The sequence below is a fragment of the Dyadobacter sediminis genome (assembly GCF_005860765.1).
In the GTDB taxonomy this organism is placed as follows: domain Bacteria; phylum Bacteroidota; class Bacteroidia; order Cytophagales; family Spirosomataceae; genus Dyadobacter; species Dyadobacter sediminis.
Window position 1 is genome coordinate 533,472 of sequence record NZ_VCEI01000021.1, and the last position, 21,666, is coordinate 555,137.

Consider the following 21,666-nt stretch of genomic DNA (forward strand, 5'->3'; position numbering starts at 1 on the left):
AATTGTATGTTGTCTTTATTAGACGTTTTTTACAAGCTTCTCAGTAAACATATCCACTATTTTAAAAGCCAAAAGCTAACGGCTAATAGCTAACAGCTAATCACCTTATAGTCAACTCGAAAGGCATTCTGGTTTGTGTTCCGCCCATGTTCATGAGCTTTTTGTACATTTTCACATAAGGAGCCAGTTCGCCCAGATTTTTGGAAGTGACTTTTTCCTCTGTATCGCCCATGAATTTGGTCAGCAGTTCGTCGAGCGGCTTTTTCTTTTCCGGATAATAGCGGACGCGGTAATCACCTTCATTCAGTTTGGCCGCTTTGGCCGCAATTTTAATGGCATCGTCAACGCCGCCGATTACATCGACAAGACCGTTTTGCTTCGCTTCGATTCCTGACCATACGCGGCCCTGAGCCAGGCTTTTCAGCTTTTCGACGGACATTTTTCTGCCTGCTGCTGCCTTTTTGGTGAACGTTTCGTAACCTTCATTGACACTTTTCTGAATCATGGATTTCTCAAATTCAGTCATATCCCGTGTAGCGGTCGGCCAGTCTGCATGCGGGCTGGTGCCTACGCCGTCAAAAGTTACGCCCAGTTTGTTGTTCATAAAATCCGTTACGTTGAAAACAAGCCCGAAGATTCCGATTGAGCCGGTTATGGTATTAGGCTGAGCCACAATGGTATCACAGCCCATTGCCATATAATAGCCGCCGGAAGCCGCCACATCCGACATGGAGGCAATCACAGGTTTCTTTTTGGCAGTAACCTGAATTTCACGCCACATAACATCCGAAGCCAGGGCACTTCCGCCCGGAGAATTGATACGGATTACAACCGCTTTTATCTTGTCGTTTTCCCGGATTTCTTTCAGTTCTTTTACAAACTTCTCTGAGCCGATATTATCGTCACCGCCTTCGCCGGAAGTTATTTCTCCTTCTGCAACCAGAACACCGATCCGTTTGTTGAAATCTCCGTCATTTACAGCACTTTCTCCTTTCAGATACTTGTCTACACCGACGTAGGAAATATTTTTTTTCTCTTCCACCTTCAGATCTCTTTTCAAGACGGCTTCAAGTTCGTCCTGATATCCAAGGTTGGTGACAAACTTATGCTGCAGAGCCAGTTTCGGACTTTCAACACCAAGCGAGTCCGCCAGTCTTTTCAGTTCTGTTACCGGGATTTTGCGTGAATCCGAAATGTTTTTCAGAAAATTGTCATTGATTGCGGTAAGCAGCTCGATGGATTGCTTTTTGCTGGCTTCGCTCATATCCTGGCGAGAAAACATTTCGATGGCGCTTTTAAATTCACCAACACGGAAAACCATTGGTTCGATGCCGAGTTTGTCGAAAGTTCCTTTAAAGAAACTGTACTCCGCCGAAAGCCCGTTCCATTCAATTCCGCCAACCGGGTTCAGATATATTTTATCCGCAAGCGAAGCAATGTAATAGCCTTTTTCAGAAAAAGATTCGCCGTAAGTAACGATGAATTTTCCGGATTTTTTAAACTTTATAAGCTGATTCCGAACTTCTTCCAGCGTAGCCCAGCCGGCTTCCGGACTTTCCGTTTTCAGATAAATTCCTTTGATGTTGCTGTCTGACTGTGCACTCTTCAGGGCTTCCAGAATATCCTTTAACCCGACTGCATTTTCGTCGCCACCGAACGGGCCGCCAATATCGGCAAACGGGTTTTCAACACCAACTTCCTGTATGGGTTTGTTCAGGTCCAGTTTCAGTACGGATTTTTCAGCGATAACAACGGTGTCTTCAGAAGATAACTTGGAACCGATGCCGGCCAGGATAAAAACGGATACAAATATGAAAATGATGATGCCGACAAAAGTGGCCAGAACATATTTAAAAAATTGTAACATACTATGTGGAATGAAGAGATTTTATTTCATCGATATGTAAAGAACAAAAATATTGATTAATTGTCGCGCATTGCAGAATAATTAATGTCGAAAGGTTGTTAATGCATCTTAAAAGGTAAAAAAAACCTTTCTGGTTTTTCGGTAAACCGCCTGAATTTATCCGTTGATATTTTTATATTTTAAAAAAAAATCAAACATGAAGAAGACACTCGTTCTTGTCCGCCATGCTACCGCGGAAGACCAGAATTTCAGAACAAAGGATTTTGACAGAAACCTGAACAGCAAAGGCTTGGCGGAAGCGGAAGCAATGGGAAAATGGCTGGCAGGTTCCGGAATCAGACCGGATGTTTTCGTCACAAGCCCGGCTTCCAGAGCTTACAAAACTGCTGAGATCATTGCCGGAGAACTGGGTGTAAATGCCTCTTCGCTGATCACCAATGCAGAAATTTATGATGGCGGGCCGCAGTCCTATCTGAATGCAGTAAACGCGGTGCCGGAAAACTTTTCCATGCTGATGCTGTTCGGGCATAACCCGGATATTACTTACTTTGCAGAATATCTGACCGGATCAAATCTCGGTTCAATGAAAAAAGGCAGTATGGCCATGATTGATTTTGAAGGTTTGAACTGGGCTGAAATTTCTGCAAAAACCGGAAATCTGAACTTGTACAAAACGCCGCGTGAAGTAAGAGAAGCTGAATAAAATGGAGAAATCAAACCGGAACCGCAACATATTCGTAATCGTATTCATACTGTTTGTGGCATTGTTCGCATATATTTCCTACGACATGTCCAGTCGCACGACGGCGCCGTGGAACAGGCCCAAGCAGCTCAACCGCGCATTGCCCGGCGCCACGCCCGATTCGGATTCTCTTTTGCTGGATTCGCTGCTGGAAGAAGTAAAATAATGCCTAGCCTCTTGGATGAAATTCCGTGATGATCTGACGCAGATAATCCCGGTCAAGATGCGTGTAAATTTCCGTCGTTGTAATGGATTCGTGCCCGAGCATTTCCTGAACCGCCCGCAAGCTTGCTCCGCCCTCGATCAGGTGCGTTGCAAAGGAATGCCGGAAAGTATGCGGACTAACGGTTTTCTGAATGCCGGCTTTTTCTGCAATGTCCTTGATCATAATAAAAATCATTACACGCGTTAGCTGCGCGCCTCGGCGGTTCAGGAAAACAATGTCTTCGCTGTCTTTCGCAGGCGTCAGTTCATTACGCACATGATCCAGATAAAGCTGCGTGTATTTGATCGCTTCTTTTCCGATCGGTACGAGCCTCACTTTGTCTCCTTTTCCCAGAATCCGGAGGAAGCCGATATCAAAATAGCAATGGGTCAGTTGCAGGCCGGTGAGTTCGGAAACGCGCAAACCCGAACTGTACAAAACTTCAATAATAGCGCGGTTACGCGTTCCTTCGGGTGTGGAATGGTCAATAGCAGCCAGCATGGTTTCAATTTCCTCGTAAGAAAGCACGTCGGGAAGTTTGCGCGGCAGGCGCGGCGATTCCAGCAGTTCGGTAGGATCGTCCGTTATTTCATTTTCCAGTAAAAGGTATTTGTAAAAAGCCTTGATCCCGGACAGCATGCGTGCCTGTGAATGCGCGGCCATGCCCAGTTCCGACAGATACTTGAGAAATGCTGTTAAATGCTCTTCGGTAATGCGCACAGGCGGCACATCCATTTTTGCCAGCTCGGTAAATTCTGCCAGCTTTTCAACATCCCGCACGTATGCATCCACGGAATTGCCGGAAAGTGAACGTTCCAGCCGGAGATAGTTTTTAAATTGTTTGATGTAGCTTTGCCACATAGTAAAGGAAAAAAGAATTATTTAACGCTGTACAAATCCATGAAAAAGCTATTGATCCTGAACGGCCCCAATCTGAATCTTCTGGGAAAACGGGAGCCGGGAGTTTATGGCAATCAGTCATTTGAAGATTATTTCGAGACCTTGAAAAACCTTTTTCCAGAAACCGAACTGATTTATTTTCAATCCAATCATGAAGGCGCGCTGATTGACAAAATTCATGAAACCGGTTTTTCCTTTGACGGGATCATCATTAATGCCGGAGGTTACACGCATACATCCGTTGCGCTTGCCGACGCCTTGTCTGCGGTTATAACGCCGGCTGTGGAAGTCCATATTTCCAACATTCATGCAAGAGAACCGTTTCGTCACCACAGTTACCTCACATCCCGCTGCAAAGGCATGATCTGCGGACTGGGCCTGAAAGGTTACGAAATGGCCATCCGGTATTTTGTCAGTTGAAAATGGCTGTTGGCTGTTAGCTGTTGGCTGTTAGCTGTTGGCTGTTAGCTGTTGGCTGTTAGCTATGAGCTGTTGGCTTTAAGCTTTTTTCAAAGTGGGCGAAGTTCAGTTGAATCAGGCGATTTTTTAGTTATAAACCGGATTGAATCTTAAATTTCGGCTTCACTCCATGCCATTGGATTTCATTTGATCAAAATTCAACCACTAACCACCAATCGTCAACAGCTATCAGCTAACAGCTAACAGCTATAAACTACCTGAAAACGGCGTTGCTGAAAAGTATTTTCCCGTTGTACAGCATGGCACGGAAAACAGGATCGTCCATAAGGTACACAACCTGGCCGCGCCCCATTTCCTGAACGCCCATAATCAGCGTATTTTTAAGCTTGTCCGTCATTTTATTGCCGACGAATCCCGCTTTGTAATTGTTTTCAGTGAAGTAACCCACGTTCCAGCCTTCTTTCAGGAAATCGCGTTCGTAAGCGTCGCGTACAATGGTGAAGTACTCTTCATTGCAGCCAAACGCCAGCGGATGCGTCGGGTCCATCGTAATCTGGAACATACTTCCGGGTGACGAATCGCTGGCATCTTCCCGTTGCTGATCTCCGAATTTTTTAAAGGAATCCGCATCTTTCTTTTTCTCTGAAAATTTCTTTGTTAAGGCAAAACCGGGTTTGTTAAGGAAAGCATTCGTAGCACCTTCCATCGCAATGACCTTACCGCCGTTCCGGACCCAGCTTTGCATTGCTTCCAGTTGTTTGTCATTAATAAGATCCGAATACCTTCCATCCGGCAAAATCAGCACGTCGATTTCACTCCATGGCAAACTGCCCAGCCGGTTTGCATTGACAATTGTCACCGGATAATGGATCTGCTGTTCAAAGTAATGCCATACAGCGCCAAATGCCGTAGCCGAAATGCCGTCTCCAGAAACCAGTACAACTTTTGGGGTTTTAAGAAAAACCACGTTATCGCCGCCAAAATCAGCTCCTGAACTTACATAACCTGTTTTTGCCGCCACAAGCCGGACATGATGCTTGTCTGCAAGAGAAGTAACGAGCTTGTCAAAATCCGGGTTCTCGTTTCCTTTTTTTGTAATGATCAGCGTTCCGGCCTTGTAAGTCATTTTATCCATTTCAAACGGAACATTGGAGCTTTTTACCAGGATGCCGTTTTTAAGCAGATCAGCAAGGAAAGCGGCATCTTCGGCTGCCGACCAGGAAGCAATGTAAGCGTAAGGTGAAGTCGCCGGAACCGGATTCCGGATCTGTTCAGCCTGATAAGTTGCCGGCGTCAGTTTCTCTTTCAATCCATAGGCTTTCAATCCAAATATATAGGCAAGTCCCCAGCTCGTCACATCGTATGTAACAGAATCTTCCAGTACCGGTTTCGGATCAAAAAGGATTCTCAGCAGATTGGATTTCGGCTGATACGCGCTGATCAAAATGTCGTTATTTTCAACTTTCAGGGACTGTTCCACAGCGCTGGTAAGTTCTGTTCCGCGCGTAGAAAGCGATTTTCCTGCAATTCCGTACGTGAAACCCTGCTTGTCGAGCCAGTCGCCGAATGACCTTACGCGCTCTTCATTGCCTTTTGTTTTGATGACGTATGTTTTGAAATTGCCGACCGGCGCATTTGCAGCATCTTCGTGAAATTTTATAAACTCTGAAACAACACGCTCTTTTTGCGACATGACGGCTTCCAGCGTGGCAAGGCTCGTTGCATAATGATGCGAAATCCGGCTTTGCAGCGTCAAGGTATCATGCTCATCTTCTCGTTTGATGCCCAGCCCGGCACGTCCGCCACCGCCCTGTTCATAGGTTACGCCGATTGCACCGTTCGCCGTTGGCCATGTGTCGCCATAGCTTGGGTAGAAGAGGTCATAATCATTTTTTGTGAAGTACGTCCAGTTGTTTTTATCAAAATATTTACGGCAATATTCTCCGATCAGCTCGTTGAACTGGCGCTGCCATGGCGTAACATCTTTGTTGTAAGGCTTGGCCGCAGGCGGAAAATAATAGCTTCTGGACGACCCCATTTCATGAAAGTCGGCATGAAAATGCGGCATCCACTGATTGTAAATTACAATTCGCTGCTGCGTTTCTTTCTGGGTTTGCCATGCCCAGTCACGGTTCAGGTCAAATAAGTAATGATTAAACCTTCCGCCCGGCCATGGTTCGTCATGTTCAAGGGCAAAAGGCGTTACGTCCGGCGTTGCATTCTGTACGCGGTTATACCATTGCGTATAGCGTTCATAGCCATCCGGATTAATGCACGGATCGATCATGATTACCATATTTTTCAGGAATTCCTGCGTAAGCGCATTGTCTTTGTTCAGCAATTCGTAAAGCACTTTCATGCTGGTGTTGGCGGATACCGATTCATTTCCATGCACGTTGTAGCTCAGCCATACGATTGGCGGAACGCCTGCATCCGGTTTGCCTTCCATAAGCTTTACGCTTTTCAGGTGATTGGTCCGGATTTTCTCGAGATTGGAAATATTCTCTGCAGAAGAAATAAATGCCAGCATCAAAGGCCGCCCTTCGTTGGTGCTTCCATATTGCACAAGCTTGACACGATCCGGGTTTGCAGCTTGAATGGATTTAAAATAATCGGTGATATTGCTGTGAAAGGCGAATTTGGAACCCAGCGGATAGCCCAGGAACTGATCGGGCGTTTTGTTCTGTGCCGAGGCAAAATGAAACTGTGCAAGCAACAGAAAGCAGCAGAAATATTTATACATAAGTTTAGGACGTAATTTTAACAAATCAGCAATCCCAAAATTAGAAAGTTACCTGCATTTTAGGTTATGACAAAAAGAATAAAAAAAACTTTTCATTTGAAGCGTCTGACAATCAAGGAGCTGTAAAATAAATTCATTATATTTTCAAAAGAAGTTTGGAATTTAAAATACGGACGTGCATCTTTGCACCACGTTTTCGGAAAAGGAAAACGAAAAGTGAAAGAAAGTGTTGAAAAAACGCGCGAAGTAGGAGACCAGTCGGCCCATTCGTCTAGCGGTTAGGACACGACCCTTTCACGGTTGAAACAGGGGTTCGATTCCCCTATGGGTCACAAAACCGTGCGTAAGCACTTTCAAACATCACTGTTAACCGCCTCAATTTTTAATTGAGGCGGTTTTTTTGTTTCTTGGCATCGTATTGCTGCGGGCATTATCGGAAAATGTTTCAGGGATTCAGCCATAACAACAAAGCAAGGCTGCCCCGGTCGAAAAGGCAGCCTTAAAATTTATTTTACCAAATCCATTCAGGCTAGTTTACCAACTTAATGGCATCCACCGGAATATGGATGTTTCCATATGCCGTAACGTTGGAGAAGTTGGACAAAATGATCCTGATTTCACCTGTAGTTGTTTTAGCATCATGTGTAAACTCGATGGTTTCTGTAATCCACTTGTTCTCTTTGCCTGTCAGATAAGTGCTCTTGTATGCAAGCGGGCCTCCGCTCGGAGCCTTTACAATAAATGAATAAGCATAAGGTGACTGCCCAAGTCCCGAAGCGTTTTTGGCACGCATCGTAGATACGCTGTAAGTTAAACTGTACTTCTTTCCCTGAACCAGATTGCTAACGTATATCCCTACATAACCGTTGTCACCATTAGCTTTTCCAATTGTCAAAAAGGTTTTAGAGGTATCAGACTTTGTGCGTAAGGGATTTATCCACGGCGTTGCAGGATTACCAAACAAATATTGAGAATTTGACATTCCAATCGCACTGATCTGGTTCTTTACAGAATATCCGTCAGGCTTACACCATTGGCAAATCTGTCCTTGCGTCGGAGCAAGAACCGGCAGCAGCGCATTGGTTTTATACTTTGCACCATCCTCTGATTTGACGGAAACGGCGGAAACTTCCGGTTTCGGAACAAGGGAATCTTCTTTAGAGCAGCTGCTCATTACTACAAGTGCAGAAAAACAGGCACCCAGCAGGCTAATAGGTAATTTTTGAACTCGGTTCATCTTGAATTATCATTTTTAGTGTTAAAAAAGTGGTTCGACCACTGTAAAGAAGATAACACTTCATGATTAATTAATTCTGTAGTTACCCAGTGTACAGAACTGGTTCCCAATCGGTAAAAAGCGGCTGCTTTATATTTGAAAAACTTCATTGTATTTCACACAAATCCATAACCGGCAGGATCAATCGGCTTGGAATAATCATAATTTCGGTAAATGCTTTACGCTAAGTGTAATCATCTTTTTCTGCTTATTTTAAATCACCATAACTATACGAAAAGCTTCATTACTTATACTAATCAGCTCTGATTGCACAATTTTAACGTTTGATAATTCACTTCCAGCCGATTGTTAATGCCATTACCGAAATCCGTTTTATTCAATTTGCTTTGTTGGCGTAAAATCAATTTTTTTCACTTAATTTTTTTAATGTCAATGAAACTACAATCAAAACTATCAGCCTCCGTTGTTGCTGCCAGCTTTTCTGCCTTGCTGTTTATGAGCAGCTGCTCCAAAGAAGATGCACTCACGCCGCAGCCGGAATCCGCAAGCTTGAAAGATGATGCAAACATGCGTTCGGGAGGAGAGACAGGAGGAACGACCATCGGTGGCACTGCTGGCGGTACTATTAATCCTAATACATTTATTCAGTACACGTATCCTACTACTCTTTACCAATCAGGAAAAGGAGTTTTTCCATATGGATGGGGTAGTTCTTATATGGAATACGGTTCTTCAAACACAGAGTACTTAGGAAATAAGGAAGGAAGATGGTTAACACAATTTGCTCAGCCTGAGCCGGGCGTAGAAACTTTTGTTACCGGGAAAAATACAAAAGATCATAATGGCTCTGTGTTTACTACACTTAAAAACTTAAAAAGAGGGAATAGATACAGATTAACATTTTATGTGTCTACGAGCAGTGTTCAGCCGTCTGATTTGCCTTCATCTTTGGGAATAGGTACTCCTAATGCAGCAGGTGTTATGTTATGGGTATCAACCAAAGAGACAAACCCAGAGTTGGCAGGTTATGGAAAGGCACCTTATACCTGGAATAAAGGAGTCAGCTTTTTAGGCAGAGCAAATCAATGGATTAAGGAAACCATTGAATTCAATGCATTAAGCGATACTAGTATAAAGATTGATGGTTACCATCCTAACGGAGAAGTTAAAGATTCTTATTTTAATGTTTCTATTGGGAAATATGCTATTGAAGACTTAGGTCCAGCAGGATCATCAAGTTGGAAAAATAATTAATTACTAACATACATGTAAGCACGAACCCTGGCAATTACCAGGGTTCATTTATCTTACCTTAAGCAGGCTGTATAAAAAAGCGATGTTATTAAATCCAGGCTTAATGCTTTCGTTAACAAGCATATTGCTTAGTTTAGTAATTAAATAGTATAAGCATCAAATTACTATGTCTGTTGGTGCTGGCTGTAATTGCAAGTATTTGGATTGCTCCGCATTTTTCGCAGATTTTTAATAAGTATATTCATTTAATTTAGCATTAAATCAGGATTTTGATCCGGGCAAAACAAACAGATTTATAGTTGTTCAGTTCAAAAAATAGCCTTTCAACCCCAATTATTATGGCGGTGACCACACTCATTCTGACGGTATTTCAGGATTGTAATATCTTTCTGAAAAATTTAAACCATTAAGACTGAACCATGATACAGTTAGAAAAAGGCAAAGTATACGAAGTGAGAAACCCTGAAGAAGCACGCAGAAAAAATCATCCGCCTGTTGTAAAAATCGAGCACGATTACGGCGATATTGTAAAAGGAAATGACGGTTGCTGCTACTTTAAGGACGGTATTATTTCATACTCGTGGGGAAATGACCCTTTCGATCTGGTAAGAGAAGTTACTGCCTGACTTTGTCAATAAGATACCAAACAAGTTAATTTCTAAGCTGTTAATGCTCTATTTGCCTATGAAGTTAATATTCCTGACCTTTTATAAACGGTAAGTTTTGAAGTAAAACGGGCTTTCTATTTCTCCGGCTGCAAAGCTTTATCATTCCACCATTCTGTAAAAATCTGCTGTTCTTTCAGATTTACTTTTTGACCGATCATAGGTGTAACCAGCGGCATATGCTGCTTGCCTGCTTCAAGAACTGCCCTCTGAACAGGCTCGTTCCAGTCATGAAGTGCAAGTGAAAACTTTGACCAGTGCACGGGCATAAGTTTAGCCGCTTTCAGGTCGTGAGCCGCTGTTACCGTTTCTTCCGGCATCATATGAATGTATTTCCAGGCTTCATTGTACTGTCCGCATTCCAGGATCGCAAGGTCAAAAGGACCGAATTTCTCTCCGATTTGCCTGAAATGCGTATCGTATCCGGAATCTCCGCCAATAAAAATCTTCATCGTGGGTGTCTGAACAACAAATGAAACCCACATGGCACGATTTCTGCTCAGCCCTCTTCCTGAGAAATGCCTTCCCGGCGTAATGTTGAAAATAAAACCGTTGCCTGCATTGTATTCTTCGTTCCAGTCTTTTTCAATGATTGTTTCCGGCGTATAGCCCCAGTGTTCCAGATGCTCGCCTGTTCCAAGTCCCGTTACAACCCTGCCTACTTTAGATTTTAATTTCAGAACCGTTTCATAATCAAGATGGTCCCAGTGATCATGAGAAATCAGCAGATAATCAATAGCGGGAAAATCTTCCACTTTGTAAACGTCCGTTCCTTTAAAACTCGGTGTCGTAAAACGAACCGGTGAGGCGCTGCCGCTGAAAACGGGATCAACAAGAAATGTTTTACCGTCAATCTGCATAAAATAGGAGGAATGTCCGAACCAAACAAGCACGTTTTCTTTCGGGTTCAGGTGCAGCAAATCCGTTTTTTGCGACGGGATCACAGCGCCTGGAATGTTGTATTTGCTTTTACCGAAAAAGAATTTGGTCATGACCTTCAGATAGCTCGAACCTTCCGCAAGGTCAGGCGTATAGCTCAGATTCTGAAATTTTCCGTCACGGTAATTGGGTGATTTTCTGATTCTTTCCAGACGGGCGCCTGACGGTTGTTTGCCAAATTTAGGCTGCTGCATAAATAGCATTACACCGCCAACAAGTAAAATCAGAAGAACAAAAATGATCATAAAAAGCTTTTTAAGAATGCGTCTCATTGCAGTTGGTTAAGGCAATTTATCTGGAAGGTAAAAAGTTTTGAGCATGTCATCCGCATTCTTCTTTATTTTTGATACGTATATTCCCAATTTATTTTATTCCTTCCATGAAAGTCAAATTCGTTTTAATTTTTCTCGGGATACTTTCATTTTTCCGGTCGGAAGTTACTGCTCAATCGAAGCAAGTGCCGATAAGCATTCTGGTTATGGCCGAGCCGGGCGGGCATCATATTGAATATTCCAGAGCAGCAAAAAAATGGCTGGATTCACTGGCTGCGAAGAATAACCTTTCCATTGATTACATTGACAAAACAGATTCGATTACAAATCAGCATCTTGCAAAATATCAGTTGATTATACAACTGGATTATGTTCCTTACGGCTGGAAACCGGCTGCTGCGGCTGCTTTTGAAAAGTACATCAGTGAAGGAAAAGGCGGCTGGATCGGTTTTCATCACGCCACTTTGCTGGGTGAATTCGACGGATATAAAATCTGGCCGTGGTTTTCTGATTTCATGGGTGGTATCCGTTACAAAAATTACATTCCTGACTTTGCAGCTGCGACTGTCCATGTAGAAAACAAAAGTCATCCGGTTATGAAAGATGTTCCGGCTTCATTTCAGGTCAAAAAGGAAGAATGGTATATTTATGATAAAAGTCCGCGGCTGAATGTGAAAGTGATTGCAAGTGTGGACGAAACGACTTATGTCCCCGATTCCAAGATCAAAATGGGCGATCATCCGGTAATCTGGTCAAATCCGGAAATGCAGGCAAAAAATATTTACATTTTCATGGGGCATTCGCCGGTTCTGTTTGAAGATGAAGTGTATAAAACCATTTTCAAAAACGCCATTTTCTGGGCTGCGGGCAAGTAAAACGCCGTTTTGCATGCAATTAATCAGTAATCCGGATTAACTCCGTGCAAGTCCTGAAAAATAATCAGTTTTTTTGATGTTACTCTTTTGACAAATCAGCGTCTTAATAATAAGGTTTTGATCCTTAATTTTCACTAATGTCCAGATCTGATTGGTCCATCCGTTTTGCTTTTCCGCTGTTGCTGTTTGCAACCATTCTAACTTTTCTGGGTTGTGACAAAAACCCGGAGCCAGCCGAAAAAGTAACGGCATTATCTGAAAATACAGATTTAAGCCAGGTATTTGATATTTCTGCCGTCGCAACAACCAAACTTGAAACAGCCAATTTCACAGGCATTGTTCAATATGGTCATGTCTGGATTGAAGGTTCCGGCATTCCTACGTTAGCCAATAATCTTACAGAACTGGGCAAAACCCTCCCTGCCGATCTTCGGTTTTCTGGCGAATTAACACAATTGAAACCAAATACTAAGTATTGTGTCCGTTCTTATGTCAGGACAAGTTCCGAAATCCGATACGGAAAAGTCGCAGAATTTGTAACAGAAGCAGATTATGCAAAACGTCTGGTAAAAACCCTGAAAGATTCGCTTACAAACCACGGTTTCGGATACAGCTTTATCGTTTCCAGAAAAAATAAAATTATCGGTTCGGCATCGGAAGGATTTCAGTCAAGAGCCGTAGAGGCAGTAGGTGAAAAACCGGTGACGCTGGATACGAAAATGCAGATTGCCAGTATGACCAAAACGCTTACAGCAGCTGCTTTTTTGAAACTGGCAAGTGAAAAAGGGATCAAAACAACGGATAAAATCATCAAGTACCTTCCACAAAAATGGGTTAAAGGAGAAAACATTGATAAAATTACTTTCCGGGATTTACTTACGCATCGCAGCGGCATAACGGGTCTGGGCGATAAATGTTTGAACGGCTCTTTCCTTGAAAATTACTGGTACGGATTACAAAGCCTGATTGCCAAAGGCGTAAAGACGGGAAATAGGGGCAATCAATGCTATCAGAATGCCAATTTTGGTTTGTACAGAATTTTGATACCGGCCATACTTGGCTATCCATTTTCAGGAGACGATATGGAAGACGATCAGGAAACGCAGAAAATATATGAGAAGTACATCAATGAAAACATTCTGAAAAAAGCAGGTGTGGATTCCAAAGATATATTAACCAATCCGGCTGCAGCTCCGACGTTCGGTTATGATCATCCGTATACTATGGGAACAGAGGGTTTTAACCCTGGGGATTTTCGGGATGTTTCAGGTGCTTACGGCATTTATTTATCCGCGAATGAAGCTTTTAAAGTATATTCTAATTTGTTTACAACAGGAAGCAATGCAGTGCTTTCTCCATCTTTGCAGGATTCGGTACTGGTTTCCGGGCTGGGAAGTTACAGTGTTGTCATGCCCCAGGGAAAATTCAGTTACCACGACGGATGGTGGTATAATCAGCTGGATAATGGAAAGCCCAAAGGTTTTAGAAGTTTATGGATAAAAGGTCCGGATGACATCCTGATCGTTATGTTTACTAATGCGCTGCGGAACGGAGACGGATTGTTTCCGATAAAATCAGGTGCTTACACTGACATCACTTCTTACATATTATGGGCTTTTTCAAGAATGCAACCTTCTGTAAGAGGAGGGAAGTTATCGAATGTCAACTTTCATTCCTATCTGAAAAATCCTGAACCGCATTAACAAGGTTGCAAGTATCAGAGTAATCTTCTTGAAACAAATAACCGAAATTTGCAGGAACTTCCGTCTGCTTTTTGCGTTTAAGTAATCTGACTGCTCAAAGAGCATTGATTTCGAAAACACTTAATTTTGCAGTTTCAAGAATATCAGCATTGTGCAAAAGAAAACACTTTTCATAACTCCGCCGTTTACACAGTTAAATACGCCTTACCCTGCAACAGCTTATCTGAAAGGTTTTCTGAATACACTGGGAAGAACGTCGTATCAGGCTGATCTGGGTATTGATGTGATCCTCGAATTGTTTTCTTCCAAAGGCCTGAAAAGGATGTTTGCCATTCTTGAAGATTCTGACATGGAGCTTTCCGAGAACAGTTTCAGAGTTTATGCGCTCAGTAAGGAATATATCAGCACGATTGATCCGGTCATCAGGTTTCTTAAAAATCGTAATCCGACTTTGGCCCACAGCATTTGTGACCGCAGTTACCTTCCCGAAGCCAGCCGGTTTCAACAGCTTGAAGATATGGACTGGGCTTTCGGAACCATGGGAATTCATGACAAAGCGCGGCACTTGGCCACACTTTATCTGGAAGATATTGGTGATCTGATCCAGGAAGCGATTGATCCGCATTTCGGGTTCAGCCGCTATGCCGAACGCCTTGGCCGGTCCGCAACGCACTTTGACGAAATGGAAAAGGCACTTGAAATGCCAAACACACTATTATCAGAAATCCTGACGGATTTGCTGGAACAAAAAATACAGCAATTTCAGCCGGATATGGTTTGTATTTCTGTGCCGTTTCCTGGCAATCTCTACGGCGGGTTCAAGTGCGGACAATATATCAAAAGAAATTATCCGGAGATTAAAGTCGTGATGGGCGGCGGTTTTCCAAATACCGAACTTCGTTCTCTGAAAGAACCCCGCGTTTTCAATTACATTGATTTTATTTGTCTGGACGATGGCGAGGCACCGCTTTTGTCATTGCTGGAATATCTGGACGGAAAAAGAGAAATTTCTCAACTCAAAAGGGTTTATTCCTGTGTAAACGGCGAAGTGATTTATCATAACGGAGCCAGAGAAAAGGATGTGCCGCAACGGGATACCGGAACGCCCGATTACAGCGATCTGCCTCTGAATGATTACTTGTCCGTTATCGAGATCGTCAATCCGATGCATCGGCTGTGGAGTGACGGAAGATGGAACAAACTGACGCTGGCACATGGCTGCTACTGGGGAAAATGCTCGTTTTGCGATATTTCACTCGACTATATCCGCCGTTATGAACCGTTAACGGCTGCTTTGCTGTGTGATCGCATTGAAGAAATCATTGAACAGACTCAACAGAACGGCTTTCATTTTGTGGATGAAGCGGCTCCGCCGGCATTATTGCGGGATCTTGCGCTGGAAATTATCAGAAGAAAACTGACCGTAGTCTGGTGGACGAATATCCGTTTTGAAAAAAACTTCACGCATGACCTTTGCCTTTTACTGAAAGCGTCCGGTTGCATTGCGATTTCCGGGGGGCTGGAAGTTGCTTCCGACCGTTTGCTGGACCGGATGAAAAAAGGCGTTACCGTTGCGCAGGTTGCGCGTGTGGCGGATGCATTTACGCAGGCGGGCATTATGGTGCATGCGTATCTGATGTACGGATTTCCGACACAGACTGCACAGGAAACAATTGATGCGCTGGAAATGGTGCGGCAGTTATTTGAAAACGGCATTGTACAGTCCGGGTTCTGGCACCGGTTTGCGATGACTGCGCACAGTCCCGTCGGCTTGCATCCGGAAGATTTTGACGTGATGAAGATTGGCCCGGATACTGGAAAATTTGCCCATAATGATCTGGAACACAAAGATCCGCTTGGCGCTGAACACGACCGTTTTGCAGAAGGTTTGCGTAAATCACTTTTCAATTACATGCACGGCGTCTGCATTGATTTTCCGCTTTCCGAATGGTTTGATTTCAATGTTCCTGCAACTTCCATTCCTCCGAAGTACATTGCAAAAAGCATCAGCGAATTGCCGGATGCTGTGAACCGGCCCAATGCGGTTGCCGTATGGATGGGAAATTTGCCGGAAATGTCTGTTTTTGAAGAAAGCCACAGATCCGGAACGATTGAAATTGCCGAACTTGTTTTTTACGACAAGAAAAAGGAGTGGGCTGTTGAAACAGAAGTGCAAACGGCTGAATGGCTTGTTGATACTTTGCCAAAATTGCTGATTATGAATCCGGCGCCATATTCTTTGGAACAACTGAAAGCAGGTTACGAAGCTGCCGGACTGGGAAGTTTCGAGCATTTCATGGGTTCAAAAACATGGAAGGATTTAAAGCACAGCGGCTTGCTGGTGATTTAAAGTTTCAGTACTTCAAAAATGTGAAGATCATCGTCAAAAGTGGTGAAAACAGCCGGATAACCTATGGAAACACTTCCGATCTGATCCGCCATTCCAAGCGCAGTTGCCGGCCGTATGGTTGCCATTTCAATCGCTTCCTGTAAAGGAATTCCCAAAACCTGAACCGCATTTCGCACGGCGTCGCCCAGTGAAATGGTCGCACCCGCCAGATTTCCGTCCGAATTCGTGTATCTTCCGTTTTTCAGATAAGCATCAAATTCGCCCCATTTGAATTCAGTGACTTTTTCGCCCAGGAACAAGGCATCTGAAATGAGAAAAAGCTTGTCTTTTTTGATTTTATAGGCAACACTTGCAGCTCCAAAATCGCAATGCACGCCGTCAATGATAATCGGCGCGTACACCTGTTCCGAATCAAAAGTTGCTCCTACAAGCCCGGGCTGACGATGGCCGAATGCGGACATGGCGTTGTACAAATGCGTAACCAGATTGATACCCTGCGAAAATGCCTTCATCGCCTCTTCATAAGTTGCATTGGAATGGCCGGCAGAAATGATAATTCCGGATTCCACAAGCATCTGGATTTGCTCATCCGTGAACATTTCAGGCGCAATCGTCATCAGTCTGATCACGTCTTTTCCGTAACGGATAATTTCTTCCAGCTCGGCGTTCGTCGGAGCGCGGACAAATTCTTTAACGTGTGCGCCTCTTTTTACAGGATTCAGAAAAGGCCCTTCCAGATGCATGCCCAGAACGCCAGAACCCGGGTTGGCAGAAAGATAATTTTTAACGGCTTCAATGCCTTTCAGAATATTCTCAGGCGGAGAAGTAATCAGCGTAGGAAGGACGTATGCTGTTCCGGTGCTTACGCTGGCATTATAAATGTCGTCAATGGCTTCTTCATCCGCTTTTTGCGTAAAATAATATCTTTCACCGCCGTTGATATGGCTGTCAAAAAATCCGGCGGACAGATTGGCAACCTTGGTGATCTCAGGATCGGGAATGGCAGACTCCATAGCGGATATTTTACCATTCATTACCTGAATAAGCTGATTTTCAAGAACGCTGTTTCCGGTATAAACTTTTTCTGCAAACAATTGAACAGACATCATAAGGCTGATTATAAGCTACGGTCTGTTCAATTAACAGAAAAAATGCAGCCGTTCAAAATACTATTTGATAATTATATCAAATCTGGTAAGCAGGCCGGCCAGATCAGAAGCCAGGAATTTGGCCTTTTTGACATTATTGCTGGCCGGATCAATGGTGAAATTTTTACTGTTCGAAAAGTCAGCGCCTGCTAGGTTGGTATTATAAAAAACGGTATCCATGAAATCGCAGTTGTTCAGTTTGCATTTCGACATATCCGCCTGCGTGAAGTCTGCACCGTGAATGCGGCAATTGTTAAAAACACTTTTGTTCAGCTTTTTCTGTTCAAAAATGGCATAATCCAGAATGCAGTTCTCAAATTTGGCCGCAAATGCAAAATCCTTGCTTTCGGAAAAATTGACGCCGGTCAGTTTGCAGTTAATAAAAGCAATGTCGGAGATCTTGCAATTTTTCACACTTGCATTACTGATGTTGCAATCCTGGAAAATGCAGTCGATAAAATCAATTCCAGCCAGATCCGAAAAGGTACAGTTTGTGAATTTATATTGTTCAAAACTGGTGTCCGGAAGCGGTTCCCGGCTGAAATCAACGTTATTTACAAATTCCAGATTGCTGCCTACTGCCATTTTTACGTTTAATTAAATATATTTTTTGATAACCGATTTAAGCTGATCCGCCTGTACAACACCCGATTGCCTCCACATCGGTTTGCCGTGTTTGAATACGATCAATGTCGGAACACCCTGAATTTTGTACGCATTCGCTGCAGACTGGTTTTTGTCCACGTCCACTTTAATGATTGTGGCGGAATCTCCAAGCTCGGATTTCACTTGTTCCAGGATGGGCTTCATCATTTTACAAGGTCCGCACCATTCGGCTGAAAAATCCACGAGAACGGGCTTGTTGCTGTTGATAAGTTCTGAAAATGTGGCCATGATTTTACGTTTTTAGTCCTATACAATTAACCAATCCTGCCTGCGAAAGGTTTAGGAAATCCTGAAAAGAAGCTGCACTCAGGATGGTTTTTAAAAGAACAAAAAACATCATTCCAGTTTCGATTTGAGAAATCTGCCGACTCGTTTCTCAATGAATTCGTAAGTAAAATGAGAATATGTAACGGTCAGTAGAATGGAAGCCAGCAACGAAATCCCGATCATTGGTTCTGTTGCCGGCGATTTCAGGATGCGGAAAAGAACTACATTGACAAAAATGAGAACAATGGCATGATTGAGGTAAATGGAATAGGAAATTTTGCCCAGATACTGGAACGGCTTGCTGGAAAGCAGTTCTGAAACCATGCCGTCGGAGCTTGCGAAAATGATAATTCCGATTGAAAAGATAAGCGGAAAAGCCAGTTTCCATAAATTCAGGTTCCAGTGATGCGTAAAATACATGGCAGCAACCAGAAAAGCCAGAAAAGGAATTTCAAGTGCAGCCAGACGAAACCTTCTTTTACTCAGCAAAAGATGCGTGTAAATGCCGATGCAGAAACACAGCAGTCCGCGTACAAAACCATAGTCGTAAGCCAGCAGATATTCGCCTCTGGAAAGGATGAACAAGGCGGAGACAGCGGTAATCATGCCAAAAAACAAGTATTTGAATCGCGGCAGAAGCAGAATGACAATCCCGAAGACGAAGTAGGAAACCATTTCCGCGGAAATGGACCATGCCGGATAATTAATGCTCATCCAGCTGCCGAACACCGGCGTAGAACCCATGAACGTAAGCGTATCCAGCGCAGTTGATAAGTAATATTCGATACCGAGGCTTCCGGCATTTTTCATGGAACTTTCTTCTCCGGCCAGGTTGGCAAGGATGAAAATGATCTCGGTGTAAAACAGAAGCGGATACAGTCGTATGAAGCGTTTCTTGATAAATGTTACAAAATCTCCGGAAGTGCGGATGCGACCGATGTAATTCATGGCAATAACAAATCCGCTCAGGACAAAGAAGAAGTCGACAAAAAGGCTGGAATGGATTACAAAAAAGTTATTGTAAAAAACGGAGCTTTTGAATGCATTGTGATGATGAGCAATGACAAGAATGGAAAATACGCCTCTTAATCCGTCAAGTTGTTCTACTCGTTCTTTCATGTGTGTTGCCGAAATATTTTCCGGCTTTTCCGGATGCCATTTCTGATGGGTGAGAATATTAAATTTAGGAAACCGACGCAGCAAGCCTGTTTACGGCGGCCGGCTTCATGCTTTGCGGATATCTGATTCCCAGAAAACGGATCATAACGGCATATGGAAACCAGAACGCAATGTCGTACGGCCTTCCGCCGGTGATGAGCAAAACCATCAGCGACAAGAAAAAATAGGCAAGGAAAATGGTAAGCTGGTTTGTATTTCTTTTTATCTCGCGAATGGCAAAAATCAGCAGGAAAAAGTTGAAACCTGCAAAGAAAACAAATCCGAAAAAGCCGTGATTTACCCAGGATTCCAGAATCGGAACGTCCAGATAATCGGATTTATATCCTCTTCCAAGAAAAACATTCCATGAAAAAAGTGTTTCGATGAATTCGCCAAAACCGCTGACACGCCCCATCGCAGAATAGTCGACATCGGCTGTTTCGGAAAGTTTCAAACCCGTTGATGTAAAAATGACATCCATAATCCGGTTTTCAAAAACGTCCCAATAGCCAAGCAAAAGGTTCAGAATATCGCCGTAACGGTTGAGAAAATAGTTAATGCCGGCAAAAATAAGGATGATGATCAGCATATTGCGGAATTTGAACGCATTCCCGACGGCTGAGAAAATACTGGAAACCCGGAACTGAAACAGCAGGTAAGCGCCGATCATCAGCCCCAAACCAAGATAACTTGATTTCGCAAGCGAAAGAATAACTACGGCCAGACTGAACAGAACAGAGAAAAAAAGGAACAGTTTGGTGAAAATACCCTTTGTTCTGACGAGCATAATCGTGGCTGTAAGTATGCATATGACGCCGTTACGGGCTGTTATGTGCGGATTTCCGCCCGGCTGTGCGCCGTCGTTCGCAAAACTTACGGCTGCACGCATGCCCGGCGTCCAGTTGGGGTCCGTCAGCAAGGAATAAACCAGTGTAATATTGGCAAAAAAGGAAAGGACAAACAAAACTGCAATGAGCGTATCCTTGACATCGTTCGGAACATGCAGCAGCAAAACCATGAAGCCAAAAATAAAAACATAATTGCCGATGTCTGCAACAGATTTTCCGACCGAGTTGATAAACAGGAAGTAATAAAAGGTAAGCAGCAGAAATCCGAGCCCGAGATTCAGCAGAATCGTGTTGGGTTTGTACAGTTTTTTAAAAAGATGCACCGGTGTCATCAGCAGCAGGGCAAGCGTAAAAAAAGCGGCCGTAAACACGCTGCTCGCCGGACCGATACCCAGCGTATCCCGGAAAAAGAAAATCAGCGGGAAACCGTTGAACATCATGGCGATGCCCAGCGAATATCGGAGGTTGGTGAAATTATTGCTGATGCTGAATAAACTCCAATTCATCTTGAATACCTGAAACGGATATATTGGAAATCAAATCGCAAGGCGAAATAGGCTACTTTACGAATCCGGCAACTAAGATACCTTATTTTGTTGAGAGGAGCGGAAGCATTTTCCGTAAGGTACATTTTCTGCACTCGGAGGTGTTCTTCTTTTCCAACGGATGCAATGGTGGAAGATTTTGCATCTGCATGAACCCTTAAAGCACCGCCAAGTCCTTCCACTTTACGGATCGTTGCCGTTTTGTCAGCCGTATAGCGGGTTATAAATTCATAATCAAAGGCAAAGCGGAAGCTTTCATCGAATTTTCCGTACTTTTCCACAAGAGAACGTTTGAAAAACAGAGATTGATTATGAATCTGCATGCCTTCCAGAATCTGGCAGTTCAGGTTATAAGACGTGGTTTTGAGGATTTCGGTAACCTCGTCGTCCGTTGTGATCATGTACAGATCTCCATACAGAATATCGTCGGCACTCTTGCGCGCAGCTTCCCCGAAAATCCTGAAAGTATCCGGGAAATAAACATCGTCTGAATTCTGGAAACTGATGTAATCTCCGGTCGCTTTTTCAAGTGCTTTATTGATGGCATGAACCTGGCCGCGGTCTTTTTCAGAAACCCACCAGGAAAGGTGTTTTTCGTATTTTCTGATTACATCAACACTTTTGTCAGTAGAACCGCCGTCAACAATAATGTATTCGAGATTGGGATAATTCTGGTTCAGAACACTGAGAATCGTACGTTCCAGAAAATCTGCCTGATTGTACGACGGCGTAATGACGGTGAGTTTGGGAAATTCAGACTTACTTGATGAACGCTTTGCAGAATCCATTTTCAGTCCGGAAAGGAAGTTCCGCAATTCGTGCGTGTTTTTTTTAAGGAAATTCATGCTGTACGGATTCCGCT

At 43.5% G+C, this 21,666-nt stretch carries 19 protein-coding genes and 1 tRNA gene; 9 read left to right on the plus strand and 11 right to left on the minus strand.

Annotated elements, in window-relative coordinates; translation table 11 throughout:
* Nucleotides 1-100 precede the first annotated feature (100 nt).
* Nucleotides 101-1,867, minus strand: a complete 1,767-nt coding sequence (gene sppA, locus FEM55_RS09530) for a signal peptide peptidase SppA (protein ID WP_138281097.1) — start codon at nt 1,865-1,867, stop codon at nt 101-103.
* A gap of 196 nt (nt 1,868-2,063) precedes the next feature.
* Here sppA and FEM55_RS09535 point away from each other — a divergent pair, with 196 nt between their 5' ends.
* Nucleotides 2,064-2,570, plus strand: a complete 507-nt coding sequence (locus FEM55_RS09535) for a SixA phosphatase family protein (protein ID WP_138281098.1) — start codon at nt 2,064-2,066, stop codon at nt 2,568-2,570.
* A 1-nt stretch (nt 2,571) separates the two neighbouring features.
* Nucleotides 2,572-2,775, plus strand: coding sequence for a hypothetical protein (locus FEM55_RS09540; protein WP_171036526.1), 204 nt, complete (start codon nt 2,572-2,574; stop codon nt 2,773-2,775).
* A 3-nt stretch (nt 2,776-2,778) separates the two neighbouring features.
* Here the strand turns inward: FEM55_RS09540 and xerD are convergent, their stop codons facing one another.
* Nucleotides 2,779-3,675 (minus strand): site-specific tyrosine recombinase XerD, encoded by an 897-nt coding sequence (xerD, locus tag FEM55_RS09545; RefSeq protein WP_138281100.1) that lies wholly within the window; start codon nt 3,673-3,675, stop codon nt 2,779-2,781.
* 39 nt (nt 3,676-3,714) lie between these two features.
* Between xerD and aroQ the strand changes: the two genes are divergently transcribed.
* Nucleotides 3,715-4,134, plus strand: a complete 420-nt coding sequence (gene aroQ / locus FEM55_RS09550) for a type II 3-dehydroquinate dehydratase (protein ID WP_138281101.1) — start codon at nt 3,715-3,717, stop codon at nt 4,132-4,134.
* A 253-nt stretch (nt 4,135-4,387) separates the two neighbouring features.
* On the opposite strand, the gene FEM55_RS09560 is transcribed toward aroQ, so the two are convergent.
* Entirely contained in the window at nt 4,388-6,877 is a 2,490-nt protein-coding gene (locus FEM55_RS09560; RefSeq protein ID WP_138281102.1) for a M14 family zinc carboxypeptidase, read from the minus strand.
* 260 nt (nt 6,878-7,137) lie between these two features.
* Between FEM55_RS09560 and FEM55_RS09565 the strand changes: the two genes are divergently transcribed.
* A tRNA-Glu gene (locus FEM55_RS09565) sits at nt 7,138-7,209 on the plus strand.
* A 197-nt stretch (nt 7,210-7,406) separates the two neighbouring features.
* Here FEM55_RS09565 and FEM55_RS09570 read toward each other — a convergent pair.
* Nucleotides 7,407-8,114 (minus strand): hypothetical protein, encoded by a 708-nt coding sequence (locus FEM55_RS09570; protein ID WP_138281103.1) that lies wholly within the window; start codon nt 8,112-8,114, stop codon nt 7,407-7,409.
* 432 nt (nt 8,115-8,546) lie between these two features.
* Here FEM55_RS09570 and FEM55_RS09575 point away from each other — a divergent pair, with 432 nt between their 5' ends.
* Complete coding sequence (locus FEM55_RS09575; protein ID WP_138281104.1) at nt 8,547-9,368, plus strand: hypothetical protein; 822 nt, start codon at nt 8,547-8,549, stop codon at nt 9,366-9,368.
* Between the two features lie 419 nt (nt 9,369-9,787).
* Nucleotides 9,788-9,994, plus strand: a complete 207-nt coding sequence (locus FEM55_RS09580) for a hypothetical protein (RefSeq protein WP_138281105.1) — start codon at nt 9,788-9,790, stop codon at nt 9,992-9,994.
* Nucleotides 9,995-10,110: 116 nt separating this feature from the next.
* Here FEM55_RS09580 and FEM55_RS09585 read toward each other — a convergent pair whose 3' ends face one another.
* Complete coding sequence (locus tag FEM55_RS09585; RefSeq protein WP_229209180.1) at nt 10,111-11,244, minus strand: MBL fold metallo-hydrolase; 1,134 nt, start codon at nt 11,242-11,244, stop codon at nt 10,111-10,113.
* Nucleotides 11,245-11,351: 107 nt separating this feature from the next.
* Here FEM55_RS09585 and FEM55_RS09590 point away from each other — a divergent pair, with 107 nt between their 5' ends.
* From FEM55_RS09590 to FEM55_RS09600, 3 genes are all read left to right on the plus strand, one after another.
* Nucleotides 11,352-12,119 carry a ThuA domain-containing protein gene (locus tag FEM55_RS09590; protein ID WP_138281106.1) on the plus strand — a complete coding sequence of 256 codons (768 nt, stop codon included), beginning with the start codon at nt 11,352-11,354 and terminating at the stop codon, nt 12,117-12,119.
* 137 nt (nt 12,120-12,256) lie between these two features.
* Nucleotides 12,257-13,822 carry a serine hydrolase domain-containing protein gene (locus FEM55_RS09595; protein WP_138281107.1) on the plus strand — a complete coding sequence of 522 codons (1,566 nt, stop codon included), beginning with the start codon at nt 12,257-12,259 and terminating at the stop codon, nt 13,820-13,822.
* Nucleotides 13,823-13,973: 151 nt separating this feature from the next.
* On the plus strand, nt 13,974-16,172 hold the full coding sequence (locus tag FEM55_RS09600; protein ID WP_138281108.1) for a B12-binding domain-containing radical SAM protein: 2,199 nt from the start codon (nt 13,974-13,976) through the stop codon (nt 16,170-16,172).
* Here FEM55_RS09600 and nagA read toward each other — a convergent pair.
* From nagA to FEM55_RS09630, 6 genes are all read right to left on the minus strand, one after another.
* Nucleotides 16,169-17,281 (minus strand): N-acetylglucosamine-6-phosphate deacetylase, encoded by a 1,113-nt coding sequence (gene nagA, locus FEM55_RS09605; protein ID WP_229209181.1) that lies wholly within the window; start codon nt 17,279-17,281, stop codon nt 16,169-16,171. The genes FEM55_RS09600 and nagA overlap by 4 nt on opposite strands.
* Before the next feature lie 60 nt (nt 17,282-17,341).
* Entirely contained in the window at nt 17,342-17,905 is a 564-nt protein-coding gene (locus FEM55_RS09610) for a pentapeptide repeat-containing protein (RefSeq protein WP_138281109.1), read from the minus strand.
* A gap of 12 nt (nt 17,906-17,917) precedes the next feature.
* Complete coding sequence (gene trxA / locus FEM55_RS09615; protein ID WP_138281110.1) at nt 17,918-18,214, minus strand: thioredoxin; 297 nt, start codon at nt 18,212-18,214, stop codon at nt 17,918-17,920.
* A gap of 108 nt (nt 18,215-18,322) precedes the next feature.
* A complete protein-coding gene (locus FEM55_RS09620; RefSeq protein ID WP_138281111.1) occupies nt 18,323-19,372 on the minus strand; it encodes an acyltransferase family protein in 1,050 nt (349 codons plus the stop codon).
* A gap of 64 nt (nt 19,373-19,436) precedes the next feature.
* Nucleotides 19,437-20,765 carry a hypothetical protein gene (locus tag FEM55_RS09625; RefSeq protein WP_138281112.1) on the minus strand — a complete coding sequence of 443 codons (1,329 nt, stop codon included), beginning with the start codon at nt 20,763-20,765 and terminating at the stop codon, nt 19,437-19,439.
* The gene (locus tag FEM55_RS09630) at nt 20,762-21,649 is read right to left on the minus strand and encodes a glycosyltransferase family 2 protein (protein ID WP_138281113.1); all 888 of its coding nucleotides are present in this window, start codon (nt 21,647-21,649) and stop codon (nt 20,762-20,764) included. Before FEM55_RS09630 ends, FEM55_RS09625 begins: the two co-directional genes overlap by 4 nt.
* Nucleotides 21,650-21,666 lie beyond the last annotated feature (17 nt).

Excerpts from the sequence above, each read along its gene's own strand:
- sppA (WP_138281097.1), bottom strand. The coding sequence starts at position 1,867 with ATGTTACAATTTTTTAAATATGTTCTGGCCACTTTTGTCGGCATCATC.
- FEM55_RS09535 (WP_138281098.1), top strand. The coding sequence starts at position 2,064 with ATGAAGAAGACACTCGTTCTTGTCCGCCATGCTACCGCGGAAGACCAG.
- FEM55_RS09540 (WP_171036526.1), top strand. The coding sequence starts at position 2,572 with ATGGAGAAATCAAACCGGAACCGCAACATATTCGTAATCGTATTCATA.
- xerD (WP_138281100.1), bottom strand. The coding sequence starts at position 3,675 with ATGTGGCAAAGCTACATCAAACAATTTAAAAACTATCTCCGGCTGGAA.
- aroQ (WP_138281101.1), top strand. The coding sequence starts at position 3,715 with ATGAAAAAGCTATTGATCCTGAACGGCCCCAATCTGAATCTTCTGGGA.
- FEM55_RS09560 (WP_138281102.1), bottom strand. The coding sequence starts at position 6,877 with ATGTATAAATATTTCTGCTGCTTTCTGTTGCTTGCACAGTTTCATTTT.
- FEM55_RS09570 (WP_138281103.1), bottom strand. The coding sequence starts at position 8,114 with ATGAACCGAGTTCAAAAATTACCTATTAGCCTGCTGGGTGCCTGTTTT.
- FEM55_RS09575 (WP_138281104.1), top strand. The coding sequence starts at position 8,547 with ATGAAACTACAATCAAAACTATCAGCCTCCGTTGTTGCTGCCAGCTTT.
- FEM55_RS09580 (WP_138281105.1), top strand. The coding sequence starts at position 9,788 with ATGATACAGTTAGAAAAAGGCAAAGTATACGAAGTGAGAAACCCTGAA.
- FEM55_RS09585 (WP_229209180.1), bottom strand. The coding sequence starts at position 11,244 with ATGAGACGCATTCTTAAAAAGCTTTTTATGATCATTTTTGTTCTTCTG.
- FEM55_RS09590 (WP_138281106.1), top strand. The coding sequence starts at position 11,352 with ATGAAAGTCAAATTCGTTTTAATTTTTCTCGGGATACTTTCATTTTTC.
- FEM55_RS09595 (WP_138281107.1), top strand. The coding sequence starts at position 12,257 with ATGTCCAGATCTGATTGGTCCATCCGTTTTGCTTTTCCGCTGTTGCTG.
- nagA (WP_229209181.1), bottom strand. The coding sequence starts at position 17,281 with ATGATGTCTGTTCAATTGTTTGCAGAAAAAGTTTATACCGGAAACAGC.
- FEM55_RS09610 (WP_138281109.1), bottom strand. The coding sequence starts at position 17,905 with ATGGCAGTAGGCAGCAATCTGGAATTTGTAAATAACGTTGATTTCAGC.
- trxA (WP_138281110.1), bottom strand. The coding sequence starts at position 18,214 with ATGGCCACATTTTCAGAACTTATCAACAGCAACAAGCCCGTTCTCGTG.
- FEM55_RS09620 (WP_138281111.1), bottom strand. The coding sequence starts at position 19,372 with ATGAAAGAACGAGTAGAACAACTTGACGGATTAAGAGGCGTATTTTCC.
- FEM55_RS09625 (WP_138281112.1), bottom strand. The coding sequence starts at position 20,765 with ATGAATTGGAGTTTATTCAGCATCAGCAATAATTTCACCAACCTCCGA.
- FEM55_RS09630 (WP_138281113.1), bottom strand. The coding sequence starts at position 21,649 with ATGAATTTCCTTAAAAAAAACACGCACGAATTGCGGAACTTCCTTTCC.